Below are 18,188 nucleotides of genomic sequence, written 5' to 3' on the forward strand. Positions count from 1 at the left end.
GGCGAGCGTGCCAGGGTAATTTAGGCCGATAGCAGGCTTTTTGGCCAGCAGAAAATTGTTTAAATATGTTTAAGGCCTTGTTGCGGCGATTTGATATAAGGCTTTATATCTGGACAGGATTTCATCGATGACACCGGTTGTATACAGGGTTTTTAATGCCTGTTGCAAACGGTTGACGGCTGCTTTTCCCACCGAAGCATGGCAGGCCAGGGCCCGTAAACTGGTGAAATAGACCAGCAAGGGTTTAACGGTATCAACCTTGGCCTGTTGCAGCAGATACGGGGCGGTTAAGGTGTCTGCCGCCCATAAGGCAATGCGTCCGGAGAGCAGTTTGTTGATATTGGCCCTGTCCCGCGATACCGAGTCGACGTTAAAGCCCATGGTGAGTAAATATTCCTCGATGGCGCTGCCGCGATAGGTGCCTATGCTAAAGGCCATGGCATCCTGTAAACTGTGCAGCGGTGTTTTTTCTGCCCCGACAGCATAAAACGCCGTTTGGCTGATCAACACCGGGCTGATCCACTCAAATTCGGCTTCACGTTGCTGCGAACGCTGCACCGGGAAAATACAGGTGGGGGTATTTTTTGCGGTTTCATAGGCCCGTTTCCACGGCAGTATTTTGATCTGATAAGGCAGCTTTGCCTGCTGAAAAAGCGCCCGGATGATGTCGACACTGGCGCCGGTAATTTCCCCCTGCTGTTTAATCACATAAGGGGGCATTTCCTGGGTCATCAGCACCAGCGGGGAGGCAGCAAACAGAGACGGGCTAACCGTAAGCAAGAGCAAGCTCTGCAGCAATACTTTCTTAATCAGGCGAGTCAGAGTGGTCATATTTCTTTTGTTTTTGCCTCTGCGCTTGTTATGCGCTTTTTTGCCGTATCCTGTGTTTTTGTCGCGGCAGCGGTTTTGGCTGCTTAACGCCAGTGTTTGAGTGAGTCCTGATAACTGAGGGTTTCTCCTTTGGGTTTTTCATTGGTTAACTTTGCTTTCGGTGCCCCGGGCCGGGCTAACCAGTATAATTCACTTTTCGGGATATTGAGTTTGGGCTGGCATTTTTTCTGCCCTTTCACGGCAATGGCTTGCAGCCGGTTATCCATGGCGAGCGCCAGTTGATCCATGGCCTGTTTGGCACTGATTTTGTGATGTACCGCCAAACCGGCATGTTTCCACCATAAGTCTGCCAGGCCCGGATAATCGGGGACATTCATGCCGGTAGGGGTCCAGGCTTTACGGGCATTGCTGCGGTAAAAATCCACCAGGCCGGCATATTTTCCCGCCACTTTACTCATATGCTTGGATGCAATATCCGAATGGCGCACCGGGGTCAGCCCCACCAGGAATTTTTTCAGGGAGACGGTTTTTGACACCACAAACTGGGCGTATAGCCAGGCGGCCTGGCGCCGCTTCAGTGGCGTGCCGACCAACATGGTCCAGCCGCCGACATCCTGATACCCCAGTTTCATGCCCGGTTGCCAGTAGGGTCCCCTGGGGCTGGGGGCCATGCGCCATTTCGGATGGCCGTCATCGTCTGTGACCGGCAAGCGGGGATCGAGCAGGGCGGCGGTAAAGGCGCTATACCAGAAAATCTGCTGGGCAATTTGCCCTTGGCCGGCCCAGGCGCCGGCGCCGGTAAAGTCGAGGTGTTTGGCAGCCGGCGGTGCATATTGCTCTAACCAGTGGATAAATTTTGTTAGTGCGTACACCGCGGCCGGACTGTTTAAAGCACCGCCGCGGGTAACACTGGCCCCGACCGGGTGACAGTTTTCAAGCCGTATGCCCCATTCATCTACCGGCAAACCGTTGGGCAGGCCCGGATCCCCGACTCCCGCCATTGACAGCCAGGCATCGGAAAAACGCCAGCCCAGGGAAGGGTCCATTTTGCCGTAATCCATATGCCCGTAGACCCGGACACCGTCTATCTGTTGAACATGCACCGTGAAAAACTCGGCAATATCTTCATAGGCGGACCAGTTTACCGGCACGTTTAACTCGTAACCGTAACGCTGCTTAAATTGTTTTTTTAATGCCGGGCGGGAAAACCAGTCGTGGCGGTACCAGTAGAGGTTGGCAAACTGCTGATCCGGTAATTGGTATAACTTGCCGTCGGGACCTGTGGTGAAGGGTAAGCCGATAAAGTCCGCCAAGTCCAGGGTCGGCAGGGTTACGGTTTTCCCCGCGCCGGCGATAAAGTCGCTCAGCGGTATTACCGCTCCGGAGCGGTAGTGGCTGCCGATAAAATCGCTGTCGTTGATGTACATATCATATAAGGGGATCCCCAGTTCAATCTGGGTCTGTATCTTTTTGATGACATCGTCTTCACCGGTGATTTCATGGATGACCCGGATGCCGGTGATGTCAAAAAAGGCCCGGGCCAGAACATTGGCTTCGTATAAATGGGTGGCGATGCGCTCCGAGACCACCCGCACCTCGATATCCCTGAAGGGCTTGGCGGCCTCGATAAACCAGCGCATTTCATCGAGTTGTTGCTCCCGGCTCAGGCCGGAGACAGTAAATTCTTTTTCTATCCAGGTGTGAGCTGATTTTATCCCGTGACTGATTTGTGTGGCGGCGAAGGTGTGCACGGACAAGGAGTTAACGATAAGCAAGGTCATCAACAGCGCTTTAATCACCCTAAGCCTCCCGTACGTCATAGCCTCAGCTATAACTTTAGCTGAGATAGCAAGGATTTTTAATTTCAGCGCTCTTTTTCATTTAGGTGCAATGATGTTGTCATCTTGCTATGGTGAAATCCGCAATGGAATCTATGATAAAAATCGAAGGAAACGATATGATATTTAGTGTAAAAACCCTTACCGCCTTGTGCCTTGGTGCTTCACTTGCCTTGCCTGCGCTGGCAGACAGTGATGTTTATGTGACCAATAACTCGGCACAAAACCTGTCGGTATCGGTCAACCACACCGGGGATGCCTTACTTATCGAGGGCAGCGAATGGCAACAGCATGTCCAGACCCTGGGGCCGTGGGAAACCCGTATGGTGCTCAGTTTTAACCGCTGGGAAAATGTAAAATCCGGCAAGACCTATCATTTTGAAACTGTGCTCACCAATGACCACGGCGACAGTGTTGCCCTGCACCAGCAGGTAAAAGGCCACTGGTATAACTCCAGTTTAAAACATGGCGCAAGCTCAGATGAGTTTGCCCTGCGCTGGTATGACGACAGGGATATTCATCGCGAACAGCTGCAGATGAATCAGGAAGGCAGCGCTACCGAGCTTGCTTTTAAGGCGGCGGCAACTGCCCGCTACGACGATCTCTATTATGCTATCACCCCGGAAAAAGTCGACGAGCAGCTAACCCCGGATCCCGATACCCTTAAAGTGATGACCTATAATATCTGGGCCCTGCCGGCGATTGCTTCCCATATCGGTGACCGCTACGATATCCTGCCTGAGTATATGAAAGGTTATGACGTGTTGATGCTGCAAGAGGTTTTTGCCTCCGGGCGTGATGCTTTCCTGCGTACCCTGGCTGCGGAATATCCCTACCAGACCAGGATGCTTGATAAAGACGGCATCAATATCTATGACGGCGGCGTGATCATTGTCAGCCGTTACCCGATAGTGAACCAGGGACAGTATGTTTACCCTGATTGCAGCGGCAGCGACTGTTTTGCCGATAAGGGCCTGAACTACGCCGAAGTGATCAAGGGGGGTAAGGCCTATCACCTGCTGGCCACCCATACCGCTTCGTTTGATACCGACACTGCCCGCGAGTACCGCCAGCGTCAGTTCCAACAGATGCGCACTTTTGCCGAGAACCTCAATATTCCCGCCGATGAAACCGTGATTTACGGCGGAGATTTTAACGTCAATAAGCGCAAGTTTGCCGATGATTACGCCGATATGCTGAGCAACCTCAATGCACAGGAGCCGGAGTACGGCGGTTATACCGAGTCGACCTTTGATCCGCGTATCAATGATTTTGCCGGCAAGGCCTTGTCCGGCGGCGAAAACATCGAATACCTGGATTATATCGTGGTCAGCAAGGCGCATCAGGCGCGGCAGCAAAATACCAATGTGGTGAAAATTCCGAGAAGCTCTGATCAGCGGCTGTTTAAACACTGGAACCTGTCGGATCACTTCCCTGTGGTGACGGAACTGCGTTAATGGCCTCAAGATTCGCTTTAAGCACCGCCCTTTGGGGCGGTGCGGTAATTTTTGTGCTGGTTTGCTTTTATGGGTTTTATGAATTTTTTCAACAGGATAAGCCAGATGTGAAAATGTCGGCTGTTTTTACCGGGCAAAAAAGTCACGGTTTAAGTCAGGGCTTAAGACGTATCCAGCCGAAGCATATTGTCGAGTCGGGGTTTGCTGAAAAGTCACCGCCGGCAGGGCAGCAGGCAGCACTAAGCTGGGCGCAAAATACCAGCCGTGAGATAGAGCAGGCTTCGGGCAAAACCTTGCAGGCATTGCTGCGCCGCTTCTGGCGGTTGTGCACGGCACAAGATAATTGCCCGGTTCAGCTGGCCCGGCTGCACTCGGTGCTGGCGCCCGGTTATTATCAGTTGCTGGAGAATTTTGCCGAGTTGGAGCAGGTACGCGAGCAGCTGCTCGGGGCCGAACTTAGCGCCCACGACAGCCCCCTTGAAGATAAAATAGCCCGGGTTAAAGCCATCAATGAGCAGGTATGGGGGCAAGACGCCGAGTTGTTATACCGGGATGAATATGCCCTGTATGACTTTTCCCTTCAGGGGCGGGAGTTGGCGCAATTATCCGGGGTCGGGGAGTTTATTGACGGCTACCGGCAGCTGACCTCACGCTGGCAGGACAAGCTGGCAAGTTTTGACCTGCAAACAGCGCAGGCCAAATATGAACAAGCGTTGTCACTGTTACCGCTATCTTTTAGTGAAAGCCAGCGGGCAACGGCCCGGGCCGAGCTGGCGCATTTGTATTTAACTCCGGAGCAGGCGGCCTCGGTACAGCAACGGGCAGGGCAAGTGGCGCAGCAGGCGGATACTGTGGCCAGCTATCAACAAGGCCTGGCGGCGCTGAACCGGGAATTGGCGCAGTTAAGGAAAACGACCCTGGCGCATTTATCCTTAGCCGAGTGGCAAAGTTACCAGAGCCAGCAAAAATACCGCTACCGGCTGGATTTTTTTGCGAATTAATCTTCGGGCGGTTGTTGGCAGCCAGCCCGGATCATGAGTTGGCAGCTAATAGGCTATGGTCTAAGCTTTTAATTGTCTTAGCTAAAGAGGCTGGCATTATGGCCATAGACCGTGAGCAACTGGCTAATAAGCTGTTCGAATTTGTACAAGGCAATGAAGAAGGTTATGCCATTTTTGACGCCAATGACCACCTGCTTTACTGCAACCAATCTTACGGGAAAATTTTAGGTTTTGATGCCAAGGTGCTGATTGGCCGCACTTTCCTCGATATTATTTCCCTGTGTTTTAACTCGGATAAAGGCTTTAAAACCGACACCGATGATCTCGATGTCTTGCTGGCCCGGATCAGCACCCAGTGGCGCTCGAATAACTACCGGTTATTTGAAATGCAAAGCCATGATAACCGCTGGTTTTTGTTTTCTGAAATTAAAAATGACCGCGGTGAAATCCTGATCCAGACCAAACAGGTCACCGAGCAAAAAGTGCTGGAGCAGAAACTGCTGGAATCAAGGGATAACCTCAGGCAGCTGGCCCTGACCGACGAGCTGACCGGGGTGGCCAACCGCCGCTGTTTTGTCGACTCGGTCGAAGCCGAACTGCACAGGTGCCGCCGCCATAACTATCAGGTCGCCTATATGATTTTAGATCTGGATTTTTTTAAAAACGTCAACGACAGCTACGGTCACCAGGCGGGGGATCTGGTACTGCAATCGGTGGCAAAACGGGTGAAAAAACAGCTGCGGGATTATGATATTTTCGGGCGTATCGGCGGTGAAGAGTTTGCCGTGTTTCTCGGTCGCACTCAGGTAGAAGAAGTGCTGGTGGTCGCCGAGCGCATCCGCGAAGCCATTGCCGATAATCCGCTGTTATACCAGGGTAACAGCATATCCGTGACCACTTCCATCGGCATCAGTTTGTGCAGTTCAGTGGCCCATACCTACCAGGATTTATACAACCGGGCGGATCAGGCTTTGTACCAGGCAAAAGCCAACGGCCGTAATATGTGTCAGTTTTACCGGGAGGAGCATGCAGCAAAATAATGCCTGAGATCCCATCCCCTTGAAAAACGCCGCTTATTTCACCTTTTCTCCCCTGCCCGATAAAGCAAACGGTTAACTTTGAATTAAAACAAACTTTTGTTTTATAACGATAAAAAACCTAACAAAACAGTAGGTTGTTAAAGTCCTTTCAGTATAATGCCAAACTGCAAAGTTCAGATCTGAATTTTGCCGTTCACGTTAAACACATTTAAAGGAATGAATATGTTCAAGAAAATATTATTACCTGTGGCCATTGCTCTGTCATTAAGCCCCGTTGCCGGCGCCGTTTCTCTGGATAAGGCGGGAAAAGCAACAGGCCCCTCTATCCAACTGATAGGCGGCAGCACAACCAGTGACTGGCCCTCTACGGTGCAATTTTTTGTTTCCGGCGGCAGTGCCTGTACCGCCGTGAAAATTGCCAGCCACAGATATTTAACCGCGGCGCATTGTCTTATCGACAAAACCACCGGGGAAGTTGAAAGCAGTGCCTTCTTTGGCGCCAGAATTTATTTGAGCAATGTGCAACAGCCGACGACGTCATCGGGTTGGACCTTCAATACCCTTGGCCAGGTGATGTTGCATTCATCCTACGTGTCCGAGGTGCTCAGCCGCATCAACAGCAATGAAAGCACCAACGGGGCAGGTATGCACAGTTTTGATGTGGCGACTTTTACCCTGCAAAATACCACGCCTTACCCCGTGAGTGAAGTGGACTTTACCGAGGTAAGCCCGGGAGACAATATTACCCTGGTCGGTTATGGCTGCGAGGAAAAAGTTGGTGAAAGCCGCAGCGGTTATGGCCGTAAAAAGGCCGGTGATACTTATGCCCTGGCTATCGATGCCTATGATAATCATCCCGGATATGGCGCTTATTATGCCGGCAAGGCTGCGGAGGTTTTCTATCATAATGTTGTCGTTGCCGCACCTAAACTCGACAGCAGCGCACCTGGCTTATGTCCGGGCGATTCCGGCGGCCCTGCCTTTAAAAATAACAAAGTGGTCGGTGTCGGCGCCTATTACAGCTTTATGGACAGTTCCGGCATTGCCTATACCAATATGGAAACCAAGCTCTCTGCGTTAGCGGGCTGGGCGGGCTGGACGCTGTAACGGCAAAGGCCAATATAGCCATTCTCCTGTGGGAGCTCAGCGAGACAACCTGTGTAACCCCCGACAATGGCGGCTCCATTGTCGGGTGCTGCGTTTTGCTGGACGCTGAGCCTGAACTTAAAGTGGACTGGCTATATAGTGGCTTGGCATCTGTGTGGTTGAACCGTCCGTTAAGCTGATGCCGATGAATTTTTTACGCGAAACATGTTTCGAAAAACCTGCGGCTGTAACAACCCGTGTCTGGCCGGCAAGGCCGATATCAATGACTTAGTAAGCGGTAAAAATCAGCTTTAATTTTAATTGGCTGTAACATCAAGCTGATAACGTTTTTTCGCCATTTTTCATTGGCAAAAAGTCCTTTTTTCTGCGTCATAAAATCTAACATCTTGACATATAAAACCCCCGGAATAAACGGGCGTTCCTGGCGATTTATATTAAGATTAAAGCGTGTTTAACAGTTGAGGTTTAACTTGACGGCCAATGCTTACTTTTACTTGTAAAAGTGTTTTATTTGCGCCTTGAGGAGAATAACATGAAATCTGTAATAACAGTTCTACTTACCGCAGCGACGGCTTTTGCTTTTTCGGCTAATGCCGCCACTTATAAATTTGTTGCCGCCAATAATCTGCCCGGTACTCAGATATGTGTTTCTGCGGCTAAAAACGATTTGATCGGCTACAAGGATATGGCAAAACGTTACGGGGTAAGGCACAAGTATATTGCCAATAACCTGACCTGTAACGGTGAGGAAATTGCCAGGTTTGCCGCCGCCTATGGAGCAACGAGAACCGCGGATTATATTAACCGCTTCCACAAGGGAAAAGTCAGTATTATCGATATTGCTAAAGCGGCGCAAGAAAAACAGCAGGCAGCAGGCGATGATCAGGAGGTTATTCTGGTGATGGTGCATTAGCAGCACAACACCTTTTCAGGGGCAGTTTCTGATGGAGCTGCCCCCGATTTTATTCTGTTTTTATTCCCTATTTATTCCGCTTTTATTCCGTTAGCGGAGTTAAATCGGCAATGCCGCTGCTGTCGGCAGCTGTGCTGACCAGGGGATACTGGGTCAGGCGCGCCGGTGTTGTACCCGGGCAAACCTTATAGACAAACTGCTTTCTCAGCGTGTGGTACTGGCTGTCGGCGGCGGTGAAACAGTGTTTCATTTGCAGCAGCTCTTCTTCCCGGTACTGGGCCAGGGGTTTTTCCAGCTCGTCTTTATCTCTTTGGGCAAGTTTAGTGCTTAACAGCGCCACATACTGGTCATCTTCAAGCAAAATTCTACAATATTCTTTTAAATCAAACGCATAAGCGGTCGGGTCTGACGGGAATACCGCATCCACTAAACCTATGTTGGCACCAGCCTGGGCGCCGAGCGGCATACAGCTTTGGGTCAGGTCGATTGCCTGGCGGTAGCCGATGCGGCGCGGCAGGGTATAGGTCCAGTATTCTGAGCCGTACAGCCCCATGGTTTTATAATGGGGGTTAAGCACCACGCCGTCACGGGCGACCACCTGATCACAGGCCAGTGCCAGCATTACGCCACCGGCGCCGGCATTGTTGCCCAGGGAGGCCAGGGTGATCTTGTTGCGGGTTTCCAGTATCGCCTGCACCAGGTCGTCTATGGCATTGATATTGCGCCATGACTCCTCGGCCGGGTTATTACTTGCCTCAATATGGTTGAGGTGGATGCCGTTTGAGAAGAAATCGTCTCCCCCCATCAGCACCAAAATCCGGGTATTGCGGCACTGGGCGGCTTTATAGGCGGTCAGCAGGCGCTGGCACTGATCTGTACCCATGGCGCCGTTATGAAAATTAAAATAAAGATAACCGACGCCGTCGGCTTCGCGGTAGCTGATTTCTTTGTAGGTTTTGATTTTATGGGCGGCCAGCGGCGGCAGCTTAAGCTCGGGAGTGTCTGTCAGGTGCTCTGCCAGCACCCAGGCGGCGGGCAATTTAAAATAGCTGTTGTCGGCGTCTTTTTGCTGTTTTAAATGGCTGATCCAGATGGCGCCGTCTAAGGTGGAGATGCAGATGGCGCCGTCACGCTGGGCGATGATTTTTTTCGGGGCATCGGCTTTTAACACCAGCTCCTGATGGGCGCCGAAAAGGTAAACGCCGATCCCGAAAAAATCGTCCAGCACGCCGGGGAAACTGTCGGCGGCGTGAATTTTTCTTAATACTTCGCAGGTATTGTCCCTGTGCCAGTTAATACTGCGCTGTGCCTGGCGGATCAAAGGTTTGAGACTGCCTTTGACTTTTTTATCGCTGTAATCGAGGGGCAGCGGCTTAAAGTCTGCCATTTGGTGCCATTCCAGGATGTCGTCCACCAGTGCCGACGCCATGCGCGTGACTTCCTGGCGGTATAAGCTGGCTTTTGACGCCGGGCGCATCTTAAAATTTTTCGATGACCAGATATCGCCGGCATCCATTTCGCTGTCCGCCTGCAGGGCGGTGACGCCCCACTGGCTTTGCTGATCTAAAATCGCCCAGTCCAGGGAAGACGGGCCGCGGTCACCGATAATGCCCGGGTGAATGATAATGCACAGGTGTTTTTGCCAGATATCGTCCGGGATGCGTTGTTTTAAAAACGGGCACAGAATCAGCTCAGGTTCAAAGGTGTCGATAGCATAGCGGACTTCGCTTTCCTGTCCGGCAAAAACTACGCTGACCGCGTGTCCCTGAAGTTTAAGTTGTTCGTAAATGCGTTGGCTGAGGCCGTTAAAGGCGGTGACGAGTAATAAAATACGCACGGGTTCTTCCTTGTTGCTGCGGGTGAATAGCCTGTCAAAGGGCTTGAACGCCCCTGATGGGCGGCATTTGACCAGCAAGTACTTTTATTGTCAAGAATCCTGACACTTATAATGAAGTATTTAGTCTAATTTTTTATAATTCGTTTGATTTAGCGCAAATTTTGAGCGCTTTTGTCGGGTGAAAAGCAGGGTGGAAGTCAGGGGAAGAGCAATTGCAGCACCGCAGAGACCGTGCCGGGGAAAGCTGCCCCGACACGGATGACTTAGCTATAGCCAATCATGCTTTAACTGTTCATAAATTATGACTTATTTATAATCAGCTGCTTTTTTCTTTATACTGGCCGTAGTAATAATGATGATAGCGGTAGCGGCTGTAACGTTTGATCTCATTTTCATCGTCCTGCCAGTTTGCCTGCCCATTGTCCTGGTAATGGGAATGATAATCTCCTTCCAGCGGCAGCTGTGACGCCAGGCTGGCTTCTGCCTGTTGCAGGTGGTCTGCCTTGCCCCAGTCGCTATTGCCTTCAAGCACAGGTAAAGCCTCACTTTTTGGCACCACCACATTTTCCAGGGGATCATCCTGGCGCGGCGTGGTTAAGGTTAATACCGGGGCAATATCGGGGGCGGCACCGTCCCTTGTGGTGAGCGGCGAGAGCTTAAAGCGTCTCTCTACCGTGGCCAGTATCGAGGTATGGTCAAAGGCGGTGGGGGCGGTTTTGTTGCCATACAAGTCGGTATCCGGCTCCGGCAGTCGCAATACTGTACCCGCTTCTATCAGCGGCGATACCAATACCGTGGGTACCCGTACGCCAAAGCGTTGGAAGTTAAAGCCCATATTATCCGGGCAATCTTGTGGCTGTTTGGCATTTTCCGGCGGCGGCACATGATCGAAGTTGCCGCCGTGCTCGTCATAGGTGATGATCAGCAAGGTTTTCTGCCATTGGGGGGAGCTTTTAAGCGCCTGGTATATCTCATACAGATACTGCTCGCCTTTGGCGACATCATAGTTGGGGTGCTGGCTGTTGCCTTTGCTGCCCCATTCCGGCGCTAAAAAGCTGTAATGGGACAAGGTACCGTCGGCGGCGGCCTGCTTAAAGGCGGCAAAATTCCCGAAGCTGCCGTATTCTGGTTTTTCCGGCAGCGCCTGTAACGACTGGCGGGTGAGGATAGGCTCGTCTTCATACCCGTAAATGCTCCAGCTCAGCCGTGCCTGCTCCAGCAGGTTATAGATGCTGGGGGCATTATATTGTTTATCATGATCGCTCAGGCGTCCCAACGAGGTGGCCATCTGCACAAAGGCGCGGTTGGGCAGGGTTTCGGTGGGCACCGAGCAAAACCAGTGATCGCACACCGCATAACCTTTGGCCAGTCCCGAGAGTACAGGTAAAAGTTCCGGGGTGTACATGCCCATGATGCTTTCTTCCGTGGTGCCTTCAACAATGGGCCAGCTGCCGGGTTTTTTCTCGTTATCCTGGCGCTGCCAGTTTAAGGTATAGGCAAAGTCGCTGATAAAACCGCTGTTGCTGGCCTTGCTGCCTTTGGCCGGGGTGCGGTAATTGCCGAACAGCTGGCTGTTGGTATTGTTATAACCTTCGCCGGGATCGCTGCCGGGCCAGAAATACGGGTGTTTATCGGCGGGGATTTTAAACACGGTCACTGCTTCGCCGCGGGAGTTAAGGTTGCTTTCTTTGCCGGTCAAACCTTCAAAGGCATGGCCCAGCGGTGAGACATTGTTTTGCTCTGTATATAAAAAACCTAACATGTGATCAAAAGAGCGGTTCTCCAGCATGATCACGACAAAATGATCTATCTGATCTAATAAGCCTAAATTCAGGCCGTTGGTGTTATGGCTCATCGTCACTCTCCTTAGCTGTTTATTCAGGCATCTGTTTGTGTGGCCTCGTGCGCTGACTCTTTATGGCGGTATGCGCCACGGCAAATGTTAATGCTTTCCTGCCCTTGTCCCTGATAAAACAGCCACAGCTGATCGTTAAAATTCGCCATGGCAATGGGACTGTCCTGTTCCCTGATAATATGCCTCACCGGTTCAACCTGGCTCCAGCCCGCTTCAAACAAGGTGCCGTAGCCGTCGCTAGTGTTTTCTTTTCCCGGCGCATCCGGTTGGTAAGATACCGGTAAGCCGGGGGTGAGGGTGCCGCCGATAGAAAAGGTGCTGCTGAGCAGCTGGGGATTATCACCGGCGTTGTGCAGCAAATGTATCACCCCGTCCAGGGTTTGCAGGGCAAACTGGCCGTTGGCCACCAGTCCCTGTTCGGTGGGCTCGGGCTCCTGCTCGGGGCTTGTCACCAGAGATGTTGCAGGCACAGTTTCGCCAAAGACATTTAAATTAAAGCTGCTGGCAGACCAGGCATTCACCGTGTAGTCATCGTAGGGGCCGGAATAGGCGCTGCTTTTTACCTTGACCTTGTTAAATTCGGCAGTGTTATAACTTAAGCAGCTTAAGTGATTGCTGTGAGGCAGGGAATAAACCAGCAGCACACTGGCCCCCAGGCGCGCCAGCTTAAACGGCGCGCTGATATTGGAGTTGACCGTTACCGGGACTGGCACTGAGCCCTGGGCGATTGGGGTGTTGATGAGGTGGCATAGTTTTTCCGGCACCTGCCAGGGATTATCCGGGGTATTGGTAAAGCGGCTGCTGAATAAACTGCCCGCCCGGGTTTGATACACCAGCAGGAAGCCTGCATTGTCCGGCAGTGCCACCAAGTCTAACTGGCGTATCTGCGTTTGTTTATTTTCACCTTCGGGAGCCGGTGTTGCTACAGATAGCCAGCCGGTGGCGAGGTTATAACTGAGCACCTTTAACAAGCCGTCGGTATCGCCATAAACCAGCAGCGCCTGCTGGTTGTTGGCGGCCAGGGCAAAAGCCTGACTGACATTTTCTGCCAGCGGCAGTGCCTGTACCCGGGCAAGGTTGGTTTCATCGCCACACATGGGGCGGTACGTTAACTGGTTGTTGTGCTCTAGCGCCACGAACAGCAGCTGTTTGTCAAAACTGCAGGCATCGAATTGTTTTACTTTGCTTAAACCGCTTTCCCTCGGGTGTTGCCAGGCAAAGGACTTGTGCCATAAAAACTGGAAGTAGTTGGCATCACGGTCGTTTTTATTGAGGCTGCCGAGGTTAAAGTTCTCTTCTATGGTTTTTAACAAGCTGTAATGGTTATAACCCTGGTGCTCTTTGCCGGGGCGGATGTTATCGCCGAGCAGCACGGTATAAATCTGGTTCGGCCCGTCGTAGGTGTATTTTTTGCCTTTATCGAAAAAAGCTTCAAAGTCGGCCTCGTCATAGGTTACCACCACCAGGGTATTCGGCGGCAGTTTCGAATTCGGGCCGGGGAAATTTAATCCGGCGAAAAAGGATTTCAGCCATTTGGCCTGCTGGTCCACCAATACCGGCGCCCGCTCGCCGTTACAGGTATCGTCTGTAGTGCCCGCCAGGTAATGGCCGTCGTTCCACATATTGGGGGTAAACCAGGCATATTCAGGCAGGTTGTCATTGAGCAGGTCGCGCCAGAAACCGGCTTCGTTATCGATTTGTTGCCAGCGCTGTTTATTGGTGACGATATTTTCAAACGAGGAAAACGGGTTATGTTTGATCACATAAGGGTAGTGATCTGTCGGGGTAAAGTTCTCTGGCTGCCACGGGTTATTATCGGCAATATAGCTGTCCATATAAGCCTTCCACCTGAGCTGGTGAGGAGAGGCTTCTATTAAGTCCACTATGGTCTGCTGTTTCAGCAAGGGGCTGGGGGCATCGTCGTCGCTGACATCGCACAATTCTCCGGCGATAGAGCTGATATAGTTGGTTTGCGACGGGTGCATCACGCCAAAGCTGTTGGTGAGCTCTATGCCTTGCTCTGCCAGGTTGGCCATATAGGGGTTTTGCAGCACGTACCCCCGGTACTGGTTTTCAAACATGATAATCAGTACATGATCAAATGCTCTTTTATCCATCCCTGATCTCCTTTTAATAATGTTTTTATCAGTATTATGCTGTGATGCAACGGGCACTTTTTTAAGTGCCCGTTGCATGGCTTATTAACTTTTAAGGTATTGCCAGGTCGGCCCGGCGTTATATTGCTCCGGGCTGTCGGGAATAGGATTGCGCATCAGCTCCTGTGCCAGCTCTTTAAGCTTAAACATAGTACCCACGGCCGGCACCAGCAGCTCGGGGTCACCGTTAAAGGCGTTATGCAGCTGGTCCAGTAGCAAAGTAAAAATGCGGTTAAATTCATAATCTAATGCCGCCAGCTCGGGGGCAAAGGCATAATCCCCCGAATTTGGGTTGGGTTTCATATTATAAACCTGGGCATAATCTATCGGGATTTTCGGGCCTGTAGGGCCGCTGTTATGGCTGTCGCCGCATACATAACGTCGACCGCACGCCAGCTCGTTAAAGCGGTAATAATGGGCCAGTTCCCTGGGCTGCATAAACAGCTGATGATCGCCGCTGGCGATGCCTGTGCCTTCTTCCAGGGGAAATGGTTTATCCGGATCCCAGCAGCGATCCGGTATGCCTTCCCCCTGGGCGATAATGGCATTGATGGCAAACATGGCACTGTCGAGATCGGTAACCGGAGTGATCTCTCCGCCGCCGCCGTAATAATATTTATGGGCGATTTGCGGCCCGGTGTTGGCGGGGAAAAGTTCATCCGGGGGCAGGGTTTCGCTTAAGTAAGTCAGGCCTTTTTCGACGTTGGCGTAAAAGTCGCCGATGGTGATTTTGCCCGGCACGTTCTCGCTCGGCTCTTCGATATATTTAAAGGTTTGCAGCGCCTCCGGGCTGAATTTTAATAAACTGACTTCGAACCATTGTTCGCCGTCCGGCAACCTGGTGGGGAAGCTTGGAATAAAATCCGTGTTATTGAGCGCCGGGCTGCCGCCGGTGGCAATCAGCACATTGGCAGCATTGGTTAAGTGGAACATTTCTTCCATGACCACGCTTTGGATCACCTGATAAGCACAGTTATTGGTATTTTCCTTAATGGAATATAAAGCGCTTAAATAGGGGGGCAGGGTAGAAAATTCCAGCTCAATGGCCAGCTGTAACTGCTGGTGCAATTCACTGATGCTGGTGATGGGGGTAAACCTTTTTTGTTTGTCTGCTGACAGGTACATGTTGTTGCTCCTTGCTTAGCACGGGTTAAGTGCTTCAAGCACATTTTGCGCTGCCCAATAGGTTAAGGCCGCCATGGTTAAGGTGGGGTTGGAGGTGGAAATGGTGGGCATATTGCCGCATCCCACAAGGTAGAGGTTGGGGTGGTCCCAGCTTTGCTGGTATTTGTTGACCACAGAGGTGTTCGGATTGTCCCCCATAATATGGGTGCCCACCAGGTGGCCGGCACCGTTATAGCTGTAGCCCTCACCCCGGTAGGTGAGATAACCGGCGTCGGAGGGTTTGTATTCGGTGAAACCTTCTATGCCCAGGCGCTGGAATATTTGGTCCGAGACTTCCTTGGCCGCCGCCATACCGGCGCGGGTATAATCGGTGACATTGTAGCTGATCACCGGGCGGTAATTGCCGAGCTGATCCCGGTAGTTGTCGTCTAATGTGACCCGGTTGTTGGCATCGGGCAACTGCTCCACCAGGAAGCCGAAGCGGAACATGCGTGGATAGACCGAAGCGATATAATTTTTGAGCTGCTCGCCGAACATGTTTTTTTCATCGATAAGGTCGGGCACTGTGCCCACCGGTGCCCCTTCCGGCCAGGACCAGCCCCAGTTGCCGATTTCGATGCGAAACGCGGCGCGGCTTTTACGGAATTCGCCGCCGCGCAGTGAAGGGATACCGGAGGTGGAGCCGGGGCCGCGAAACGCGCCGATATCTGTCGGCATTAATCCCCAGGTGAGCATGGTGGGGTGATCCATCAGGTTACGGCCCACTTGATCGCTGGAGTTGGCGACATTGGAAGCGAGCAGCAATTTGGCATTTTCCACCGCATGGCTGGCCAGCACCACTATAGTGCCGGAAACCGCATGGCATTGATGATCCGGATTGTCGCTCGACTGGTATTTCTTATAATGCACCCGGGCGATGTTTTTCCCCTGCTCGTCGGTTTCCAGCTGATAGGCCACGCACTGGGTGCGTATTTCCACCTTGCCGGTTTTTTTCGCTTGCTCCAGGGTTTTTAAGGCATTGTATTTCGCCTGAATGGGACAGATCGGCACGCAGTTGGAATTACCGGCGCAGCGCTGACCGGCAGTTTCATGGCCCACGGCGCCGACAGGGCGGTAGTCGCCGCGCGGCATACCGTTTCTGGCCTGCGGGGTGCTGACCACATCTATCGGGTAATTTTTGCCTTCAAAGCTGACCTGCATTTGTGCCAGGCCCTTGCTGAAATATTGGTCCAGGTAACTTTGCGGAATTTTCTCCATCTTGTACTCGTAGCTGGCGGCAAACGGAATATGCACCGCCGGGTTGTCGATTTGCTGGTAATTTTGTTCGTTGGCATTGGCGGAAACCCCGAGGTTTTGCTCGGCAATTTCATACCAGGGGCGCAGCTCGTCATAACTGATGGGCCAGTCGAGGCCGCGGCCAAAGCGGGTTTTTAATTCAAAGTCTTCCGGCAGCATACGCAAACAGGTGCCGAGCCAGTGCAAGGTGGTGCCGCCTTCGGCCCGGGTATAGGTGCTGGCAAAAGGCAGCGGCCCGGTTTGTACGAAATAGCCGTTATCTGAAATCTGGCCCTGAGGGATGGGGGCGAGATCTGTGACCAGCGGCTGCGGGGCATTGGCATTGTTGGGGTAGGGGGCATTGGGGATTTTTGCCAGGGCGGTAAAAAAGGTGCTCATATAAGTTTGGTAGCTGCTGAGCGGCTGGCTGTTTTCCTGAGAAGGAGCATCGCAGTCAGATGAAAAAAAGCGCCCGCCTGTGCCCGTACCGGCTTCCAATATCAATACACTTTTACCGTTTTTACCCAGCTCCTGCGCCATAATGGCGCCGCTGATGCCGGCGCCGACGATCACCACGTCAAAGTGTTCATTGTTGTTCATGACAGGTTTCCTTCTTCAATGTCGCTGACGGGGTGGTCGGTGCCAAGATTAATGCGGGTGAGCTCTTCTCCCGGCTTAAAGGCCCAGGTGCCGTAACCCGGCTGTTTCGCTCCCATGGGATGTGAGCCCAGCGCCGGCCACACCAGGCCCTGGATATAGGCATTTTCGGAAATGACAAAATCGATATCCTGGTATTTACCCGGTGTCTGGCTGGGCACGCCATAGGTTTCTCGCCAGCTTTGCGGCAGCTGGTACCACAAAGACAAATACCACATCTTCAGGATATTGCGGGCGACGGGGCCGAGGCGGTCGTTGGATAAGATCTGCTCGCGGAACTTTTCGTTCAGGGCCTCGCCCTTATATTCATGGGCCAGGGCCCTGGAGCAGATAAATAATTCATCGATAATCTTCCCGGGTACCAGGCTGGTCAGCACCTCAAAATATTCTTCACCGATACCCGTTGCCATCAAGCGGCTGCGGTTATAGCCGGTAAGCACCACTGAGACCTGGTAAAAATCAGCAAGTTTGTCCATAAGGAGATCCTCATTTTTATTGGTTACCGCATCAGTTATTGTTTGCTTGTTGCATCACTTTGGTTATCAAAAGTTGCATCAAGGGTTGCATTCGCTATTGCGTGTTTTATCCGGGCTGGGCTTCGATAAGTTGGGCCAGTGGCTCTAAGTCTTCAGTTATCTGGGGATTGGTGCCACTTTGACGGGGAGTAAGCTTGGTTGCATTGATATCAGCAGACATGGTTTTTTCCTTTTGGTTAATTGCCTCGTGCAAGCACCTGCCATAACTGAAAATTTATTGTCCGGATGCCTTGGTTTGGCACCGGCGCTTTATAGGTATTCGGCCACCTTATAAACAGGAGGATAAGGCGGTTTCAGTAAGGTAAGTGCAATAACCATCATGTATTATGAAATTGCGTATTATTGCGCTAAGGGTGAGCCAAGGGGACAACCGTGACCGCTCCCCTGTTTCAGTCCGGCTTGAGCCGGATGGGCAATACTAAGCAAACAGGACGTTCATAGACTGACTAAATGATGTGCCTAAAGAATAGTTGATAAAGCCGTAAATTCAACAAGGGGACTTGCCCGGGAATTTGCAAAAGGGAAACAGCGGATATCAGCGCAAGAAAAGTGCTTTTTGG

Annotated in this window: 13 protein-coding genes; 5 read left to right on the forward strand and 8 right to left on the reverse strand. The window is 51.9% G+C overall.

Annotated features, from left to right (window positions below; genetic code table 11):
• Positions 1–69: 69 nt before the first annotated feature.
• Entirely contained in the window at positions 70–831 is a 762-nt protein-coding gene (locus QL234_RS05400) for a transporter substrate-binding domain-containing protein (RefSeq protein WP_281556806.1), read from the reverse strand.
• 83 nt (positions 832–914) lie between these two features.
• Complete coding sequence (locus QL234_RS05405; protein ID WP_281556960.1) at positions 915–2,612, reverse strand: ABC transporter substrate-binding protein; 1,698 nt, start codon at positions 2,610–2,612, stop codon at positions 915–917.
• 176 nt (positions 2,613–2,788) lie between these two features.
• Between QL234_RS05405 and QL234_RS05410 the strand changes: the two genes are divergently transcribed.
• The 5 genes from QL234_RS05410 to QL234_RS05430 all read left to right on the forward strand — a co-directional run bounded on the left by QL234_RS05410 (position 2,789) and on the right by QL234_RS05430 (position 8,187).
• Positions 2,789–4,126, forward strand: coding sequence for a sphingomyelin phosphodiesterase (locus QL234_RS05410; protein WP_281556807.1), 1,338 nt, complete (start codon positions 2,789–2,791; stop codon positions 4,124–4,126).
• On the forward strand, positions 4,126–5,127 hold the full coding sequence (locus tag QL234_RS05415; RefSeq protein ID WP_281556808.1) for a chromosome segregation ATPase: 1,002 nt from the start codon (positions 4,126–4,128) through the stop codon (positions 5,125–5,127). Before QL234_RS05410 ends, QL234_RS05415 begins: the two co-directional genes overlap by 1 nt.
• A 98-nt stretch (positions 5,128–5,225) precedes the next feature.
• The gene (locus QL234_RS05420) at positions 5,226–6,167 is read left to right on the forward strand and encodes a sensor domain-containing diguanylate cyclase (protein ID WP_281556809.1); all 942 of its coding nucleotides are present in this window, start codon (positions 5,226–5,228) and stop codon (positions 6,165–6,167) included.
• Positions 6,168–6,389: 222 nt separating this feature from the next.
• Positions 6,390–7,274 carry a trypsin-like serine protease gene (locus tag QL234_RS05425; RefSeq protein WP_281556810.1) on the forward strand — a complete coding sequence of 295 codons (885 nt, stop codon included), beginning with the start codon at positions 6,390–6,392 and terminating at the stop codon, positions 7,272–7,274.
• 532 nt (positions 7,275–7,806) lie between these two features.
• Complete coding sequence (locus QL234_RS05430) at positions 7,807–8,187, forward strand: DUF3718 domain-containing protein (RefSeq protein ID WP_281556811.1); 381 nt, start codon at positions 7,807–7,809, stop codon at positions 8,185–8,187.
• 82 nt (positions 8,188–8,269) lie between these two features.
• Here QL234_RS05430 and QL234_RS05435 read toward each other — a convergent pair whose 3' ends face one another.
• The 6 genes from QL234_RS05435 to QL234_RS05460 form a co-directional block, all read right to left on the reverse strand.
• A complete protein-coding gene (locus QL234_RS05435; protein ID WP_281556812.1) occupies positions 8,270–10,024 on the reverse strand; it encodes a hydrogenase maturation protein in 1,755 nt (584 codons plus the stop codon).
• A 316-nt stretch (positions 10,025–10,340) separates the two neighbouring features.
• Entirely contained in the window at positions 10,341–11,879 is a 1,539-nt protein-coding gene (locus QL234_RS05440) for an alkaline phosphatase family protein (RefSeq protein ID WP_281556813.1), read from the reverse strand.
• A 23-nt stretch (positions 11,880–11,902) separates the two neighbouring features.
• Positions 11,903–13,996, reverse strand: coding sequence for an alkaline phosphatase family protein (locus QL234_RS05445; RefSeq protein ID WP_281556814.1), 2,094 nt, complete (start codon positions 13,994–13,996; stop codon positions 11,903–11,905).
• A gap of 84 nt (positions 13,997–14,080) precedes the next feature.
• Positions 14,081–15,160: a ferritin-like protein gene (locus QL234_RS05450; RefSeq protein WP_281556815.1), complete on the reverse strand. Its 1,080-nt coding sequence runs from the start codon at positions 15,158–15,160 to the stop codon at positions 14,081–14,083.
• A gap of 15 nt (positions 15,161–15,175) precedes the next feature.
• On the reverse strand, positions 15,176–17,035 hold the full coding sequence (locus QL234_RS05455) for a GMC family oxidoreductase (RefSeq protein WP_281556816.1): 1,860 nt from the start codon (positions 17,033–17,035) through the stop codon (positions 15,176–15,178).
• Complete coding sequence (locus QL234_RS05460; RefSeq protein ID WP_281556817.1) at positions 17,032–17,568, reverse strand: hypothetical protein; 537 nt, start codon at positions 17,566–17,568, stop codon at positions 17,032–17,034. Before QL234_RS05460 ends, QL234_RS05455 begins: the two co-directional genes overlap by 4 nt.
• Positions 17,569–18,188 lie beyond the last annotated feature (620 nt).

It is taken from the genome of Thalassomonas sp. RHCl1, from assembly GCF_947387555.1.
In the GTDB taxonomy this organism is placed as follows: domain Bacteria; phylum Pseudomonadota; class Gammaproteobacteria; order Enterobacterales; family Alteromonadaceae; genus Thalassomonas.